The organism is Zhihengliuella alba (genome assembly GCF_039538765.1).
Taxonomy (GTDB): Bacteria; Actinomycetota; Actinomycetes; order Actinomycetales; family Micrococcaceae; genus Zhihengliuella; species Zhihengliuella alba.
The window spans coordinates 545964-562112 of sequence record NZ_BAABCJ010000002.1 but is presented as its reverse complement, the minus strand read 5'-3'; the positions used below and the strand labels follow the sequence as shown (position 1 = coordinate 562112).

The window sequence follows — 16149 nt, the reverse complement described above, 5'->3', positions numbered from 1 at the left end:
GGCCGAGCCGGCCCGTCCGCGCCCTCAGATCGAGGTCAGGGCCGTCAGTCCCAGCACCGCTAGCGTCCCGAACGCGGCGCCCCAGAGGACGATCGAGATGCTCTGCCACAGGATCACCTGGTCCTTGGAGGCGCCGATGCCGACCATGAGCATCGAGGTGATCTGGCTGGGCAGCACCCACTGCCCCAGCAGGCTCACGCCCGGGACGCCGAAACGGTTGAACATCCGGAGGAACTTCTGCTGGCCCCGGGACGGCTCGCGGCGGGACCGCTCGGCCAGCCGGCGCTGGATGCCCGCACCCAGGGTGACCAGCAGGAACATGCAGACCCAGTTGCCCACCACGGCGGCCAGGACCGCCGCCCAGACGGGCAGCCCGACCACGACCCCGACCACGGACCCGAAGTAGGACTCCACGAACGGGATCGCCCCGGCGAGGGCGATGACGAGGGCCTGCAGCAGGGCGGGGAGCGGGGTGGCCAGGTCCTGCAGCCAGTTGATGACGTCCATGGTGTTCTCCTCGGTTCGTTCTGGTCCGCGGCGGGCGCCGCTGGGATTCCGGTGCGCTTCTTCCCTGCGCTTGAACACCAGTCCACCAGCGCCCGCGGGGCGCGCCCAGTGCCGCGGCGGCCGGCGAACGCATGCGATCCGCACACGGCGGGTCTGACAAATGTCACTGCCCTACGCTGGAGCCATGAGCCTGCCCAGTACCGTCCAGGAACGGAATTCGCACCGCGCCATGAACGCCTTCTGGTGGTGGACGTGGGCGTCCCTGGTCTTCCTCTACGCCGTGATGTACACGGTCGCGTTCGGCGAGCTGGTCCGCGGCAACGACGCCGCCGGCGGCGGCACCCCCGCCCGGGTCCTCGGCATGGTCCAGCTGGCGCTCCTGGCCGCCTCCGCGTGCGCCGCGACGTTGACGTCGCTCCGCTTCCGCGACGGCTGGCCGGACGCGGGACCTCCCTTCTGGCGGGTGGCCGGCACGGTCGGGCTCGCCCCGCTCGTGCTGGCGCTGAGCAGCTGGGCCAGCCCCGAGTCCGGGGTGGCGCCGCTGCTTCCGCTCTGGCTCGCTGTCTCCCATGCCGCCTGCCTCGTGGCCCGGCCGGCCCGGTGGCGGCTGTTCTGGGTGGGCGTCGTGCTCGTGGCGGCGATCGCCGTCGTCTTCCGGGTCCTGCACCCGGACGCCCCGCTGATGTCCGGGCCGGCGACCGACGGCGGGGCGGGCGCCCTCATGGTCCTGGTCTACGGCGCCGCCATCCCACCGATCGTGCTCGGCTCGGTGTGGTGGTGGGACGCGATCGTCCGCCTCCAGCGGGGCCGGGCCGCCGAGCGCGAGCTGGCCGTGGCCCGGGAGCGGCTGCGCATCGCCGCCGACCTCCACGACATCCAGGGGCACCACCTGCAGGTGATCGCCCTGCAGGCCGAGCTGGCGGAGCGGCTCGTGGAACGCGACCCGGCCGGAGCCCTGGAGCAGATCGGCAAGGTCCGGCTGGCGGCGGCCGAGGCCATGGGGGAGACCCGGGCGGTGGTCAGCGGTCTGCGCCGGGTGGGCTTCGCCACCGAGCTGGAGAACGCTGCCGACGTCCTGCGGGCCGCCGGGATCGACTGCCGGGTGCACGGCTGGGGCCGCGAGCTGGCGGGCGCGCCCCGGGAGGCGCTCGGCTGGGTCATCCGCGAGGCCTCGACCAACATCCTCCGGCATGCTCAGGCGACGCGCGCCGAGCTGCGGTTCGAGGAGCGCGGTGAGTCGGTAACGCTGACGGTCCGGAACGACGGCGTCGTCCCGCCGCCCGGGACCGGTCCGGAGCCGGGCATCGGCTCGTCTGGACTACTGGGCCTCCGGGCCCGCGTCGAGCAGGCCGGCGGACGCTTCGAGGCCGGGGCGCGCGACGGGGAATTCGTGGTGCGGGCCGTGGTGCCCGTCGGCCACGGCGACTCCGGGGCCCCGGCACCGGCGCCGGCGGGCGCGGCCAGCCAGTCGAGCCAGTCCAGCCCGTCGAGCCCGTCGAGCTCGTCCAGCCCGTCGCACGCGTCGACCCGTGGGGGCGCTTCGTGATCCGCGTGCTGGTCGCCGACGACGAGGACCTGATCCGGGGCGCGCTTGTCGCGCTGCTCGGGCTCGAGGAGGACCTCGAGGTCGTGGCGAGCACCGGTGACGCGCAGGACGCCGTCGAACTCGCCGTCCAGCACCGCCCGGACGTCTGCGTGCTGGACCTCGAGATGCCGCCGACGGACGGAATCGTCGCCGCCGCGGCGATCCGTCGGCGGGTGCCCGCGAAGACGCTGATCGTGACCCGGCACGCCCGTCCGGGCGTGCTGCGCCGAGCGCTGCACGAGGGCGTCAACGGGTTCGCGCCGAAGTCCATGCCGGCCGAGGAGCTGGCTCGGGTCATCCGCGATCTAGCGGGCGGGAAGCGCTACGTGGACCCGGAGATCGCAGCGAGCGCGCTCAGCGGCGAGAAGTGCCCGCTCAGCGACCGCGAGCTGGACGTCCTGCGGGTGGGCCGGGAGGGCGCCCGCATCGCGGCGATCGCCCGCGAGCTGCATCTCGCGGAGGGGACCGTCCGGAACTACGTGTCCTCCATCCTCGCCAAGCTCGGCGTGGACACACGGCAGGAGGCCGCCCGCCTGGCGTGGGAGAACGGCTGGATCTAGATCTGCTGCCCGTCCTCGGGCCAGTGCCCCTCCGGCGTCCAGTGGAGCTCGGCGCCGTGCTGGCCCGTGTGGGCCAGGGGCACGCCGTCGAGCGCCAGCGTGAACATGCCGGCGCGCTCGCGGGGCACGGAACCGCTGGCGTCCATGAAGAAGCCCTCGTTGGAGATCCACCGGCAGTCCAGCGTGCGCACCAGGCCGGTGAAGCGCTCGCGCACCTCCGGCGGCAGGTAGGAGATGACGGCGGAGTGGAGGACGACGGCGGTGTGCCCGGACGGCACGGCCCGCACCAGCGGCTCGACCAGCTCGAGCAGGTCGCCGCGATGCAGCTCGACCGGTCCGCCGGGCGCTCGCTCCCCTTCGCGCTGGTGCAGCGTCAGGGCGCCGAGGGCCGCGGTGAGGCGGTGGAGCCGCTCCGTCTGGCCCGGCCAGACCAGGCATTTCAGCCAGCGGGCGGTCTCGGGATCCGATCCGTCGAGCGGGTTGAGGTCCACGCCCTGACGCGAGGCGATCTCGGGGAGCCGGTCCGGAAGGGGTGGGTCCCCGGCCGTCGTGCACTCGAGCAGCGGGGCACCCGAGGCGAGGTTCTCGGCGCCGAGGATCGCCCCGTCGTCGTACTGGTAGGCGTACCGGTCCGGCAGCAGGCACAGACCCGCCGACGGTCCCAGCTCCACGAGCGCGAGCGGCTGGCCCGTCTCCCGCTGGATCCGGGAGAGCACCGGCAGGAGCGTGGCGCAGCGGGCCGGCTCGTTGGTCTGCGTCCGGCGGACGGCGAGCTCGGTGGCCACCTCGTCCCACCGCTCGCGGAGGAAACCGGCGAGCACCGGGAAGGACTCGTCGGGGCAGCCGAGGAAGCGGGCCGCCGCGAAGACCAGGTTCGGCTGCTGCTTGTCGGCGGGCAGCCGGCGGACCAGGTCGAGCAGGCCGTCGTCGGCCGCGACGCCCTCGGCCCACTCCGCGTACAGCGGGGAGTGCGCCGGGAACCAGACGCGTGCGTACTCGGTGAAGCGTCGCGCCGTGTTGGCGCGCTCCGTGCCCGGGTCCGCGGCGTCGGTTCCGAAGAACATGTCAGGCGCTTCGCTCGTCGGACCCGCCGTGCCCGTCCGTGGAGCCGGGGCCCGGTGCGGAACCGGAGGCGGCGGACTCGAGCAGGTGGGCGAGCTGGGAGATGCCGAGCCGGTACCCGTTGACGCCTGCGCCGATGATCACGGACGCGGCGACGGGGGAGATGAAGGAATGGTGCCGGAAGGCCTCGCGGGCGTGGACGTTGGAGAGATGGACCTCGATGACGGGCCGCTCGATGCCGGAGACGGCATCCGCGAGCGCGATCGACGTGTGCGTGTAGGCGCCGGGGTTGAAGACCACGCCGTCCGCCTCGAGCCGGGCCCGGTGCAGGGCGTCAATGAGATCGCCCTCGTGGTTCGACTGCACGAACTCGACCTGCAGGCCGTGGCGTGCGGCCTCCTCGCGGCAGAGCGACTCGACGTCCTGCAGCGTCTGGTGCCCGTACACCGCCGGCTCCCGCGTCCCGAGCAGGTTCAGGTTCGGACCGTTCAGGATCAGGATCTTGAGAGCTCGCATGGGCCCATATAAGCACACCGATCGACGCGGTTCGTCGGAAAGCGTCACATCCCGCGGGGCCGTTGCGGCGCGGCCGACCGACGCCCGGGCGCGGCCGACCGGCTCCTGGGCGCGGCGGACCGTCTCCCGGGCGCGGGCCTGCTGCAACGTCGACGGCGGGTCCCTCCCCTCGCCGGGGCGGGACCCGCCGTCGATCGGCAGCGCCGCGGGCGGCCGGACTACTTGCGCATGTCCTCCGCGATCTTGGTCATGACCGCCGGATCGGAGAGCGTCGTCGCATCGCCGACCTCGCGCCCCTCGGCCACGTCCTTGAGCAGCCGCCGCATGATCTTCCCGGACCGCGTCTTCGGCAGCTCGGGGACCACCAGGATGTGACGCGGCTTGGCGATGGGGCCGATCTGGCTGCCGACGTGGTTGCGGAGCTCCGTGACGATGTCGTCGCCCTCGGTCGCGTTGCCGCGCAGGATGACGAACGCGACGACGGCCTCGCCGGTCGTCGGGTCCGAGGCGCCCACGACCGCTGCCTCGGCGACCTTCTCGTGGGAGACGAGTGCGGACTCGATCTCCGTGGTGGAGAGGCGGTGGCCGGAGACGTTCATGACGTCGTCGACCCGGCCGAGGAGCCAGAGGTCCCCGTCCTCGTCCCGCTTGGCGCCGTCCCCGGCGAAGTACATGCCCTCGAAGCGGGACCAGTAGGTGTCCTTGAAGCGCTGCGGGTCGCCCCAGATGCCGCGCAGCATCGAGGGCCACGGGTCACGGACCACCAGGTAGCCGCCCTCGCCGTTCGCCACGGACTCGCCCGTCTCGTTCACGACGTCGACCGTGATGCCCGGCACCGCCACCTGGGCCGAGCCGGGCTTGGTCGCCGTGACTCCGGGCATGGGCGTGATCATGTGGGCGCCCGTCTCGGTCTGCCACCAGGTATCGACGATCGGCGCGGGGTGCTCCTTCTTCTCCCCGTTCTTCCCGGCGTTGGAGCCGATGACGTCCCGGTACCACATCCAGGCCTCGGGGTTGATGGGCTCCCCGACGCTCCCGAGGACCCGGAGGCTCGAGAGGTCGTAGCGGTCCGGGATCTCCCGGCCCCACTTCATGCAGGTGCGGATGGCGGTCGGCGCCGTGTAGAGGAGGGATACCTTGTACTTCTCGACGATCTCCCACCAGATGCCCTGGTGCGGCGTGTCCGGCGTTCCCTCGAACATGACCTGCGTGGCGCCGTTGATCAGCGGGGCGTAGGCGACGTAGGAGTGGCCGGTGACCCAGCCGATGTCGGCCGTGCACCAGTAGACGTCCGTCTCCGGGTGCAGGTCGAACGTGTCCCGGTGGGTCGCCGCGCACTGGACCAGGTAGCCGCCGGTCGTGTGGAGGATGCCCTTCGGCTTCCCGGTGGTGCCGGAGGTATAGAGGATGAAGAGCGGGTGCTCCGCGTCGTGCCCCTCGGCGGTGTGCTCGGCGCTGGCGGCGGGGACGACGTCGTGCCACCACCGGTCGAGGCCGTCGGTCCACTCGACGGGCTCGCCGTTGCGACGCACGACGAGGACGTTGTCGACGGTGTGGCCCGGGGCGGACAGGGCCTGGTCGACGGCCGGCTTCAGGCTGCTCGGCTTGCCGCGGCGCCACGTGCCGTCGGCCGTGACCACGAGCTTGGCCTCGGCGTCGTCGATCCGCGAGCGCAGTGCATCGGCGGAGAACCCGCCGAACACCACGGAGTGGACCGCGCCGAGCCGGGCGCAGGCGAGCATGGTGATCACGGCCTCCGGGATCATCGGCAGGTAGACGGCCACCCGGTCGCCCTTGGCCACGCCGAGGGACGAGAACGCGTTGGCGGCCCGCTTCACCTCCTCCGTCAACTGCGCGTACGTGTAGGTGCGGGACTCCCCGTCGGCCCCCTCGAAGTAGATGGCCACGCGCTCGCCGAGGCCCGCCTCCACGTGGCGGTCCAGCGCGTTGTACGCGGCGTTGACCTTGCCGCCCACGAACCACTTCGCCACCGGCGCGCCGGACCAGTCGAGGGTCTCGGTGAAGTCGGCGTCCCAGGTCAGCGTCTCGCGGGCCCGGTCGGCCCAGTAGCCCAGACGGTCGGCGGCGGCCCGCTCGTAGAGCGAGGCGTCCGCGACGGCGTTGGCCGCGAAGTCTGAGCTGGGCGGGAAGGCGCGCCCCTCGTGCAGCAGATTGTCCAGTGCGGAAGTCGCTTCGGTCACGACGGATCCTTTCCGTTCAGTGGCGGGTTTCTGTGTCTCAGGTTACACACGGTCGCCGGGAGTTAAGTGTCCGTCGTCACGGGGCCGGGGATGGGAGGCGCGGAATCTGCGATGAGCGGTTCCAGCGCACTGCCCGCGGGGCGGGCGGCCACGGCCGGAGCGTCGGGATGCCGCGCGGGGGCGATCGGCGGGTCCGGGGCGGGGCCCTGCCCGAGGAGGCCCGGGGGCGCGGGAATCGGCCCGGACTACTAAGCTCGGAAGACAGCAGGCACTCGCACAAGGAGACGGTTATGGGCTCGAGGATCGACAGCGCCCCGGGGGCGGGGACGCCGGCCGAGGCGGAGCGCGAGGAGGTCGATACGGTCGCGGGGCCGTACACGCTCCGGGATCTGGTGGTCATGGTCTCCGCGGCCGTCGTCCTGATCGGCTCGCTCCTGCCCTTCGCCTTCATGCAGGCGCTCACCACGGCATGGCTCCAGGCCGGATGGCAGTTCAACCAGTTCGTGTACTTCCTCCTGCCCCTCTCGATCGGGGTGGCGTTCGGGTGGCGGCGCCTGGCCGGCCGCACCCAGGTGCGCGTCGCGTCGCTGTCGCTCGATCAGCTCGGCTCCGCCGCCGCGGTGCTGTCGGCGGCCTACTTCTTCTTCGCGGGCATCAATTTCATGAGCCCCACCTATGTGCTGTGCCTCCTGGGGGCGCTCGGCATGGTCGGCGGGACGACGGCGGCGCCCTACATCGGGGCGTTCGCGGCGGATTTCGCCCCAGGTGAAGGCCCGCTGCTGGCCCGCCCGGTGCGGCCGGCCCCCCGCCGCTCGCGGGCGGCCGCAGCCGGTGCCGGGCCGGCTGCGGGTGAGCCCGCGGCGGGTGAGTCCGGGGCGGCAGGCCCCGCCGCCGCAGCGCCCGCCGACGAGTCGCACCACCCGGAGGCCGGCTGGCCCGTCGACGTGGGCCCCGGCGGCCACCGCTCGGAGGACCTCGAGGGCCGTGACGACCGACGCGGTGCGGCCCCGGCGCTGGCGCACGCCGGCGTCGTCGCGGGACCGGCCGACGCCCGCACCGCGGACGCCGGACGGGAGCACGTCCGCTCGGGCTCCCCGTCGCCCGCCCCGTCGCCCGCGCCGTCGCCCGCAGAGGGCCGGGAAGCGCAGGGCGACGCGGTCCGCGCCGGCGTCGAGTCGCCGTCGCACCACGCGGGCGACGCCGCGCCGGAGCCGAGCGAGGCCTTCTGGTTCGCCGTGCCCGCACCGCGGGACGCCATGGACCCGGAGACCCGCCGACCGCTGTTCGCGGTCCAGCCGGGCGAGTGGAACCTCGCGCTCGCCGAGCGCGGCGACCACCTGATGGTGCAGCACACGGACGGGCGGATCGGCCTCCTGTTCGACCTCGAAGCGATCCAGCGGGCCTGAGGCGTGGCGGAGAAGAAGCAGCGCCGGGCGGGGTCCGCCCACCCAGAGTCCGCCCTGGGCTTGAAGCGCCGGGCCCGGAGGATCTACCGGGGACTCGTGGAGACGTACCCGTACGCCGTTCCGGAACTCGACTTCCAGACGCCGTTCGAGCTGCTCATCGCGACCGTCCTCTCCGCGCAGACCACCGACGTCCGGATCAACGCCACCACGCCGCTTCTGTTCGAGAGGTATCCGGACGCGCTGGCGCTGTCCCAGGCGGACTCGGCCGAGCTGGAGGAGATCCTCCGCCCCACGGGCTTCTACCGGGCGAAGGCACGGAACATCCAATCGCTGGCCCAGCGCCTCGTCGACGAGTACGACGGCGACGTCCCGGCCCGGCTGGACGACCTCGTGACGCTGCCCGGCGTGGGGAGGAAGACCGCCAATGTGGTGCTGGCGAATGCCTTCGGCGTCCCGGGAATCACCGTGGACACGCACTTCGGCCGGCTCTCCCGGCGATTCGGCTGGACGGCGTCCGACGACCCCGTGAGAGTCGAGCACGAGGTGGGGGAGCTCTTCGACAAACGGGACTGGACGATGCTCTCGCAGGTCGTGATCTTCCACGGTCGGCGCATCTGCCACGCCCGCAAGCCGGCCTGTGGGGCCTGTCCCGTGGCCACCTGGTGCCCGTCCTACGGCGAGGGAGAGACGGACCCGGAGAAGGCCCGGCGCCTCCTGAAGTACGAGCTGGCCCCCGGCCGCGAGGAGCTGCTCGGCCTGATGCGGTCCGGCCGGACCCGGCAGGAGCTGCGCGAGCTCGGGTACGGCCTCGGCGCATGAGGGGGCCGCAGTGACGGCCACCGCCCGGGATGTGCGCGCCCAATTGCTCCGGCTCGCCGAACGCCACCGGGTCCTGCGGGCGGAGGGAGCCGACACCCGTCTGCCGCACCAGTCGAGCCTCGCCGCAGCCGACCCGGCGGCACTGCGGCATGCCGCCGTGCTGATCCTGTTCGGCCGGCTCGACGAGCGTCTCGCCGAGCACGCCTCCGAGGTCGTCCCGGAGGACCTGGACCTGTTGTTCGTGGAGCGTGCGGCGACGCTGCGCCAGCACGCGGGCCAGGTCGCCTTCCCGGGCGGCAAGGTCGACGCGACCGACGCGTCGGTGGTCGGGGCGGCCCTCCGCGAGGCGGAGGAGGAGACCGGCCTGGACCCCGCCGGCGTCGAGGTGCTCGGGACGCTCGTGGATCGCGAGCTGCCGGTGACGGACTTCCTCGTCACACCGGTCCTCGGCTGGTGGGCCGAGCCGTCGGAGGTCTTCGTCGTCGACCCGGCCGAGTCGGCGCACGTCTTCCGCGCGCCGGTCGCGGACCTGCTCGACCCCGGGAACCGGGTGCTGACGGTGCTGGAGCACGAGGGACGCCGTTTCGAGGGGCCCGGATTCCTCGTGGACGGCACGCTCATCTGGGGCTTCACCGCGCTCATCGTCTCGTCGATCTTCGACGAGCTCGGCTGGACGCGCGAGTGGGACCGGACCCGGGAGCACCGCGTCCGCCGCTAGGCGCGGAGAGCGGCCCTGCTGGCCCGCTACTTCGCCTGATCGTAGGAGTCGACGACGGCGACGGTCACCGGCGTCTCCACGAGGTCGGAGCGGAACACCAGCGCTGTGGCCCTCGCCGCGGCCTCGTGGACGATGGCCACGACCTCGTCGACCTGCCCGTGGGGGACGTGGAGCATGACCTCGTCGTGGAGGAAGAAGACGATCCGCGAGCTGAGGTCCGGCAGCCGGTCGCGCAGGCCATGGCGGATCTGGCCGAGCCAGCACAGGGCCCACTCCGCGGCCGTGCCCTGGACCACGAAGTTCCGGGTGAAGCGGCCACGGGCGCGGGCGACGGAGTCGGCGCGCGCCTGATCGGCCGCCGTCGCATCGAGGGCGTTGGCGGCCCGGCGGGCCGCCGCGTAGGCCGCATCCGGCGCGGGCGAGCCCCGCCCCAGGAAGGACGTGACGATCCGTCCGGCCTCGCCGTTGCGGGCGGCCTGCTCCACCAGCCCGACGGCGGGACCGAACGTCCTGCTCAGCTGGCCCATGAGACGGCCGGCCTCGCCCGTCGTCTGTCCGTACATGGCGCCGAGCATCGCGAGCTTGGCCTGGCTGCGGTCGCCGCCGAATCCCATGTTCGCGATGCCCTGGTAGAGGTCCTTGCCGGTCGACGCGGCCGCGAGCGCCTCGTCGCCGCTCATGGCCGCGAGGATGCGCGGCTCGAGCTGGGCCGCGTCGGCCACCACCAGCTTCGAGCCGTAGTCCGCGTGGACGGCGGAACGGATGGTCGCCGGAATCTGGAGGGCGCCGCCGCCGCGCGCGGACCACCGGCCGGTCACCACTCCGCCGACCGTGTAGTCGGGCCAGAACCGGCCGTCGCGGATCCACGCCTCGAGCCACGCCCACCCGTTGGCGGTGAACAGGCGGGACAATCGCTTGTACTCCTCGAGCGTCTCGAGGGCGGGATGGTCGTGGTCGGCGAGCTCCCACTGGCTGGTACCGCGAACGTCGATCCCGACGCGGTGCAGAGCGCGGAGCAGCTCCTGCGGCGAGTCGGGGTTGAGCCGGGGTGAGTCGAGCTGCTCTCGCAGGCGGTTCGCGACCGCCTCGAGCTTGACCGGACGGTGCCCGTCGGCCGGCCGGGGCCCCAGCCGCTCCTCCAGCAGGGCCCGGTGGATGTCGGCCCGCCACGGCATCCCTGTGGCGCGGATCTCCGCGGCGATGAGGGCGCCGACGGTCTCGGCCGTGGCGAGCAGCTCGAGCTTGCGCCCGGGCACGTCGGCCGGGATGGCGGCGTGCTGGGCCCGGAATTCCGCGGCCACTGTCTCGACGCTCGGACCGGTCGCGGCAGGCGCTGCGAACAGTGAGCCCTGGCCCGGGGGCGCGTCGATCCCGGGCCTGCGGCCGCCGTCGTGCTCCGGCTCGCGGGCGCCGGTGTCCTCGGCGCCCTCGGCGGGGAGGGCCTGCGCGTAGGCGCTCCCCGCGGTGACGGGGGAGCGGCGGAGGATCGTCCGGATCAGTCCGACGTCCCAGGCCCGGTCCACGGTGTGCGAGTCGCTGAGCAGGACGGCGTACCAGCGGCGGGTCGACTCCCAGACCCAGCGCAGGGCACGCGACTCGCAGTACGTGACGAGGTCGGCGAGGTCGGCGAAGGTGAAGGACTGGACGGGCAGCGTCGGCTGGCCGTGGGCATCGAGGAACAGGACGGCGCCCAGGGGTTCTGTGTCCTCGGAGCCGTCCCGGCGGGGCGGGGGCGCATCGTGCTTCTCGGGCAGTCGGCGCAGGTCGAACGCGTCCGCCCTCGCCTCCGCGGACCAGGCGGCGACGACGACATAGGAGGGACGCTCCCCGCTCGATTCATGCACACGGCCATTGTGGCAGGGGCGCACCACAGAATGCGTCGGCGTGCTCGGGGACTCGTCCTCCACAGCCCACGTCTCCCCGGCCCGTCATCCACAGGCGGGTCCCGCCGAGGTCCTGGGAGGGGACGCTGCGGGAGGCTGGCGCACATGAACGAGCAGAGATTCGTCGCCGCGCCGGCCGCGACCGCCGCACCGGGGAGGAGGCCCGGCGAGCGTCCGCGGGGCGCGCCGCAGCGGGCAGGCTGCCACCTGCTCACCTCCGACACGTCGCACGCCGACCTCGTGGCACTGATCGCCGCGGCGGCGGGCGCGGAGCTGACCGTGCACACCGAGGCGTCGACCCTCCCCGCCGTCGCCCCGGGCGGGGTCCTCCTCGTGGCCGCCGATGGGCTGGACGCGTTCGACGGGGCCGCAGACGCCACGGGGAACGGCGCCTGGGGTGGGACTGCGGGCGGCCTCGGCGCGGCGGGAGGCATGATCCTCACCGGAACGGCCGGGGACCAGGACCGCCTCTGGCGGGCCGCAGCCGTCCACCCGGGCGCGCGCGTGGCGATCCTGCCGGAGGCGTCCGCGTGGCTCGGCGAGTACCTCGGGGCTCTCGCGACGACCGGAGGCGAGGGCCGGGTCAGCGTGTTCCTCGGCGCCAGCGGGGGCGCCGGGACGACCACGGCCGCGGCGCTGACCGCCGTGGCCGCGGCGCGCGCCGGGTACTCCGCCGTGCTGGTGGACGCCGACGCCGCCGGCGCGGGACTCTGGCCGGTTCTCGGCCCCGGGTCCGCGGAGGGCCTCAGCTGGGAGGACACCGTCGACTCGCACGGCCGGATCCCGCCCCAGCAACTGCTGGAGATGCTCCCCGCCGTCGACGGTCTCCGGATCATGACGAGCCTCGACGGTCTCTCCGCGTTCCCGGCGGGGCCTCTTCAACAGGGCCAGCGGCCGGGCAACAGGCCCGGTTCCGTTCTGCGCGAGGTGCTCGCCGCGGCAGCGCGGGCCTTCCAGGTCGTCGTGGTCGACGGCGGCCGTGGCATCCCGCCGCAAGCAGCCGAGCTGGCCCACGCGACGTTCCACGCGATCCCCGCCGCGCGGGCGGCGCGGCTGGGCCTCTCCGGGGGCCGGCTGGCGGCCGCCGGCGGGCTGGCCTACGCCGTGGTCACCGGCCCCCTGCCCACCGGGGCGGACTCACCGTCCATCGCCCGGCACGCCGGAATCCCGCTCGCTGGGCACCTTCCACGGATGGCCTCGGTGCGCCGGGCGGGCACCGAGGGGCGGCTCCTGCGTGCGGCCGCCAGGAGGGCCGTGGCCCGGCGGATCGAGCCCCTCCTCGTTCTCTGCGTACCGCCCGCCGACGGCGTGCAGCCACCGGCCCAGGCCTCGCCTCCGCCGGCGGACGAGCATCGCGTCGAAGCGGAGCCGGTGACAGCTCGGACCGCCGGACAGGGAGCCGCGCGATGAGCCGCCGTGCATCGAGCCGGGACGTGACGGTCGGCGGCGCTGCCGACGAGAGGACGAACGGCGACGCCCAGGGACCCGGGGACCGCTATCTCGACGAGCGCCTGCTGGAGGAGGTCCGCAGCCGGGCGCTGACCCAGGCCGGACGGATCACGGGCGCCGATGTGGCGGATGCCGTCCGGGCGTCGGGCCTCGTGGTCGGGAGCGGCTCCACGGCCCGGGTGGTGCGTGTGCTCCAGGAGGAGCTCACGGGGCTCGGGCCGCTGCAGCGCTACGCGGAGCTCGTGGGCGTGACGGACGTCCTGGTCGACGGCGAGGGAGCCGTCTGGGTCGACGGAGCAGAGGGCCTGCGGCGGGCCGACTACCGGTTCCCGGACGCGGAGTCCGTTCGGCGGCTCGCTGTCCGCCTCGTCGCCGCCGGCGGGCGGAGGCTCGACGAGGCCGAACCGTGCGGCGACGTCGTCCTGGGTCCCTACCGCGTCCATGCGGTCCTGCCGCCCGTCGCCACGGGCGGACCCGTGGTCTCCGTGCGCGTCCGGGCCTCCGCCAGCGTCCACCTCGAGGGCCTGCTCGGGACGGACAGCCCGTGGCTGCCGGTCCTGCGCAGCATCGTCGCGGCGCGGACGAACTTCCTGATCAGCGGCGGGACGGGATCCGGGAAGACGACCCTGCTGAGCGCGATGCTGGCCGCGGCACCGGAATCCGAGCGCCTCATCGTGGTCGAGGACTCCCACGAACTCGCCCCGGACCACCCCCACGTGGTGAATCTGCAGTGCCGCGCCGGCAACGTGGAAGGCGCCGGGGCCGTCGCCCTCGACGAACTCGTCCGCCAGTCGCTGCGGATGCGGCCCGACCGTCTGATCGTCGGGGAGTGCCGTGGCGCGGAGCTCCGCGACTTCCTCGCCGCCATGAATACCGGGCACGACGGCGCGGGCGGGACGCTGCATGCGAGCTCGACCGACGCGGTGCCCGCCCGGCTGACGGCCATGGGGGCGCTGGCGGGCCTCGGTCCCGAGGCGACGGCCCTGCAGGCGGCCAGCGCGGTGGACTTCGTTGTCCACATGCGCCGTCCCCGCGCAGCCGGGGCCCGGGCCCCCTCCGCGCCACCGGGGGCGAACCGCCCTCCCGGGGCCGTCCCCGGCTCCGGGACGCCTCGGCGGGGCCCCGAGGCGCTGGCGGCGGTCGAACTCCGCGGCGGTGCGCTGACGTCCGTGACGGTCGCCCGGACGGGACCCGAGGGGCGGCTCGAGCTGACGTCCGAGGCCCCGCGGCTCCTCGGGCCCCTGATCGAGCACGGCCTGCCGGCCGAGATGCTCGCGACAGCACGAGCGACGGCGACAGCGACAGGGGCGGGGGCCGAGACCGGGACCGCGGAGGAGGCCGGAGGACGCGCCGCGGCCCGGCACCGGGTCGAGCCGGTCCGGGACACCGCATGAGCCGGGAAGGCCTCATCATCGCTGCGGCAGTCGCTGCCGCGTTGGCCGTGCTGCTCCTGTTCCCGCGGCGAGCCGCACCGCCGATCCCGGCGCGCACGGTCTGCGGGGGACGGGAGAGCGTCGGCCGGGTGCAGGGGCGCCTCGGCGCAAGACTGCTGGACGCCTGGCTGGACCGGGCCGGCGATCGAGAGGTCGAGGCCCATACGCGGGCATTGCGGCAGGCGGCGTCCCTCCTGGACTCGGGGCGTATCCCGGCCGAGGCGTGGGAGATGCTGGCCATGACGTGGTCGTCCGGCCCGGCCGCCGACGCCCCGGAGCGCCGGCGGCGTGACGATATCGTCGCCGCCGCGACGGCTGCCCGGACCGCGCACACCCTGGGCCACCCGTCCTCCCACGGCATCCGACGGCATGCCGAACGCAGTCCCTATGCCCCGGTGTGGGAACGGGTGCACTGGTGCCTGCGCCTCAGCGAGGAGACCGGGGCGCCCCTGGCGGTGCTGTTGGAACGGCTGGCCGAGCAGACCGAGGCGGCCTACGACCTCCACCGGTCTCGGCAGTCGGCGCTCGCCGGTCCCCGGGCCACGGCCCGCATGCTGGCCGGGCTCCCGGCGATCGGCTTCCTGCTCGCCGTGCTGCTCGGCGCCCGGCCGGTGGAGCTGTTCCTCGGCAACCCGCTCGCCCAGCTCAGCTTCTCGGCGGGCGTGGCCTTCTGGTTCGTGAATCAGGCCTGGACCCGCAGGCTGATGCGCGGCGCGCGGGGCCGGACAGGGGCCGGCGCCCGACCGGCGGCCGGCGACGACGTGCGCGGGGCGGACGGGAGTCGGCGCCCCGCCGGTGATCGGCCGTGAGCTCTCTGGTGCTGCTGGCCGCGTTCGCGGTCGGTGTCTCGGTCTGGATCGGCCTGGGATCGACGGCGAGATGGGGCCAGAGCAGCAGCACGAGCCGACTCGGGGGCCGGACGGCCAACGGCTCCGTCGGCGCGGGCCCTGCCCGTGCGGACGGAGCCGGGAAGCCGGGCGACGGTGCGGAGGCGGGTCCGGTGGACGACGCCGATGTGCCGCTCCTGCTGGAACTCAGTGCTGGACTGCTGCAGGCAGGGCAGCCCGTGACGGGGGTGCTGACGACCCTGGCACGCGTCGTGCCGGGGTGCGAGCCGTTGGCCCGGGTCGCCCAGGCCGTCCTGGCCTCCGTGGAGTGGGAGCGGGCCTGGGCCGAGGCTCCGCCCTCGTTCCGGCCACTCGCTGAGGCCCTCGGGTTCGCCCACCGCTCCGGCGCCGCGGCGGCGAGGCTGCTGCGCACCACAGCCGCCGAGCACCGCCGTGCCGCGGCGCGCGCCGCAGAGCGGCGTGCTGCCGAGCTGGGCGTCCGACTCGTGGTGCCGCTCGGCCTGTGCGCGCTGCCGGCCTTCATCTGCATCGGAATCCTGCCCTTGGTGATCTCGATGATGCCGGAGTTCTGACCGGGCTTCCGCTCGAGGCGCCCGGCGCTCGCGCCCTCCGACTCGCCCTCCACACCGGGGACGGGGCCGCGAGTTCTGCAGAGGTCGCGGTCCGACCGCACGGGACCGGCCCGAGTCCGCGCACGCTGGTGATCAGGCCAGCGAATCCGGTGGCCGCAGCATCGAAGGAAGGCAGGAGCCATGCAGCACGCAGCAGCAGTACCGACCGAGGAGATCGCGGATGTCGTCGATCTCAGCCAGTTCCAGGACGCAGGGCAGGAGCAGCTCACCTTCGCCGGGCCGGAGTGGGCCGGCGAGCAGGGGATCGCCACCGCAGAGTTCGCGATCGTCGCCCTCGCCGCGGTGGCCTTCGCGGGGGTGCTCGTGACGGTCCTCTCCAGCGGCGACGTCAGCGAGCTCCTCATGGGCCTGGTCCAGAAGGCTCTCTCGTACTGACCCGGCGAACGAGCGGCCCGGCCCCACGGTCCGAGAACGAGGAGACCCGAGATGAAGCGTCCAGTCCGAACGGACCGCAGCCGACCCGGCGACGAGTCGGCCGAGCGAGCCCTGCCTCCAGGCGGGGCGCCGAGGCGGCGGCCGGCCGCAGCTCG

Annotated in this window: 15 protein-coding genes; 10 read left to right on the top strand and 5 right to left on the bottom strand. The window is 74.0% G+C overall.

What is annotated here, in order from left to right; all coding sequences use genetic code 11:
* Positions 1-24: 24 nt before the first annotated feature.
* Positions 25-507: a hypothetical protein gene (locus ABD784_RS08285; RefSeq protein WP_344882728.1), complete on the bottom strand. Its 483-nt coding sequence runs from the start codon at positions 505-507 to the stop codon at positions 25-27.
* Positions 508-691: 184 nt separating this feature from the next.
* Between ABD784_RS08285 and ABD784_RS08280 the strand changes: the two genes are divergently transcribed.
* On the top strand, positions 692-2053 hold the full coding sequence (locus tag ABD784_RS08280; protein ID WP_344882725.1) for a sensor histidine kinase: 1362 nt from the start codon (positions 692-694) through the stop codon (positions 2051-2053).
* Entirely contained in the window at positions 2050-2652 is a 603-nt protein-coding gene (locus ABD784_RS08275; protein WP_344882722.1) for a response regulator transcription factor, read from the top strand. Before ABD784_RS08280 ends, ABD784_RS08275 begins: the two co-directional genes overlap by 4 nt.
* On the opposite strand, the gene ABD784_RS08270 is transcribed toward ABD784_RS08275, so the two are convergent.
* The 3 genes from ABD784_RS08270 to acs form a co-directional block, all read right to left on the bottom strand.
* A complete protein-coding gene (locus ABD784_RS08270; RefSeq protein WP_344882719.1) occupies positions 2649-3716 on the bottom strand; it encodes a DUF2332 domain-containing protein in 1068 nt (355 codons plus the stop codon). The genes ABD784_RS08275 and ABD784_RS08270 overlap by 4 nt on opposite strands.
* Position 3717: 1 nt before the next feature.
* A complete protein-coding gene (gene aroQ, locus ABD784_RS08265) occupies positions 3718-4230 on the bottom strand; it encodes a type II 3-dehydroquinate dehydratase (protein WP_344882716.1) in 513 nt (170 codons plus the stop codon).
* A gap of 218 nt (positions 4231-4448) precedes the next feature.
* Positions 4449-6431 carry an acetate--CoA ligase gene (gene acs, locus ABD784_RS08260; RefSeq protein ID WP_344882713.1) on the bottom strand — a complete coding sequence of 661 codons (1983 nt, stop codon included), beginning with the start codon at positions 6429-6431 and terminating at the stop codon, positions 4449-4451.
* 290 nt (positions 6432-6721) lie between these two features.
* Between acs and ABD784_RS08255 the strand changes: the two genes are divergently transcribed.
* Genes ABD784_RS08255 through ABD784_RS08245 form a run of 3 tightly spaced genes read left to right on the top strand, consistent with a single transcriptional unit; the run spans position 6722 to position 9374 of the window.
* On the top strand, positions 6722-7837 hold the full coding sequence (locus ABD784_RS08255) for a hypothetical protein (RefSeq protein WP_344882710.1): 1116 nt from the start codon (positions 6722-6724) through the stop codon (positions 7835-7837).
* A gap of 3 nt (positions 7838-7840) precedes the next feature.
* A complete protein-coding gene (gene nth, locus ABD784_RS08250) occupies positions 7841-8656 on the top strand; it encodes an endonuclease III (protein WP_344882707.1) in 816 nt (271 codons plus the stop codon).
* Positions 8657-8666: 10 nt separating this feature from the next.
* Positions 8667-9374 (top strand): NUDIX hydrolase, encoded by a 708-nt coding sequence (locus ABD784_RS08245; protein ID WP_344882704.1) that lies wholly within the window; start codon positions 8667-8669, stop codon positions 9372-9374.
* Positions 9375-9400: 26 nt separating this feature from the next.
* Here ABD784_RS08245 and ABD784_RS08240 read toward each other — a convergent pair whose 3' ends face one another.
* On the bottom strand, positions 9401-11218 hold the full coding sequence (locus ABD784_RS08240; protein WP_344882701.1) for a bifunctional 3'-5' exonuclease/DNA polymerase: 1818 nt from the start codon (positions 11216-11218) through the stop codon (positions 9401-9403).
* Between the two features lie 144 nt (positions 11219-11362).
* Between ABD784_RS08240 and ABD784_RS08235 the strand changes: the two genes are divergently transcribed.
* The 5 genes from ABD784_RS08235 to ABD784_RS08215 all read left to right on the top strand — a co-directional run bounded on the left by ABD784_RS08235 (position 11363) and on the right by ABD784_RS08215 (position 15994).
* The gene (locus ABD784_RS08235; protein WP_344882698.1) at positions 11363-12667 is read left to right on the top strand and encodes a CpaE-like family protein; all 1305 of its coding nucleotides are present in this window, start codon (positions 11363-11365) and stop codon (positions 12665-12667) included.
* Positions 12664-14100: a TadA family conjugal transfer-associated ATPase gene (locus ABD784_RS08230; RefSeq protein WP_344882695.1), complete on the top strand. Its 1437-nt coding sequence runs from the start codon at positions 12664-12666 to the stop codon at positions 14098-14100. The genes ABD784_RS08235 and ABD784_RS08230 overlap by 4 nt, the downstream gene beginning before the upstream one ends.
* Positions 14097-14948, top strand: coding sequence for a type II secretion system F family protein (locus ABD784_RS08225; RefSeq protein WP_344882692.1), 852 nt, complete (start codon positions 14097-14099; stop codon positions 14946-14948). Before ABD784_RS08230 ends, ABD784_RS08225 begins: the two co-directional genes overlap by 4 nt.
* Positions 14945-15559, top strand: a complete 615-nt coding sequence (locus ABD784_RS08220; protein ID WP_344882689.1) for a type II secretion system F family protein — start codon at positions 14945-14947, stop codon at positions 15557-15559. Before ABD784_RS08225 ends, ABD784_RS08220 begins: the two co-directional genes overlap by 4 nt.
* A 180-nt stretch (positions 15560-15739) precedes the next feature.
* A complete protein-coding gene (locus ABD784_RS08215) occupies positions 15740-15994 on the top strand; it encodes a DUF4244 domain-containing protein (RefSeq protein ID WP_344882686.1) in 255 nt (84 codons plus the stop codon).
* Positions 15995-16149 lie beyond the last annotated feature (155 nt).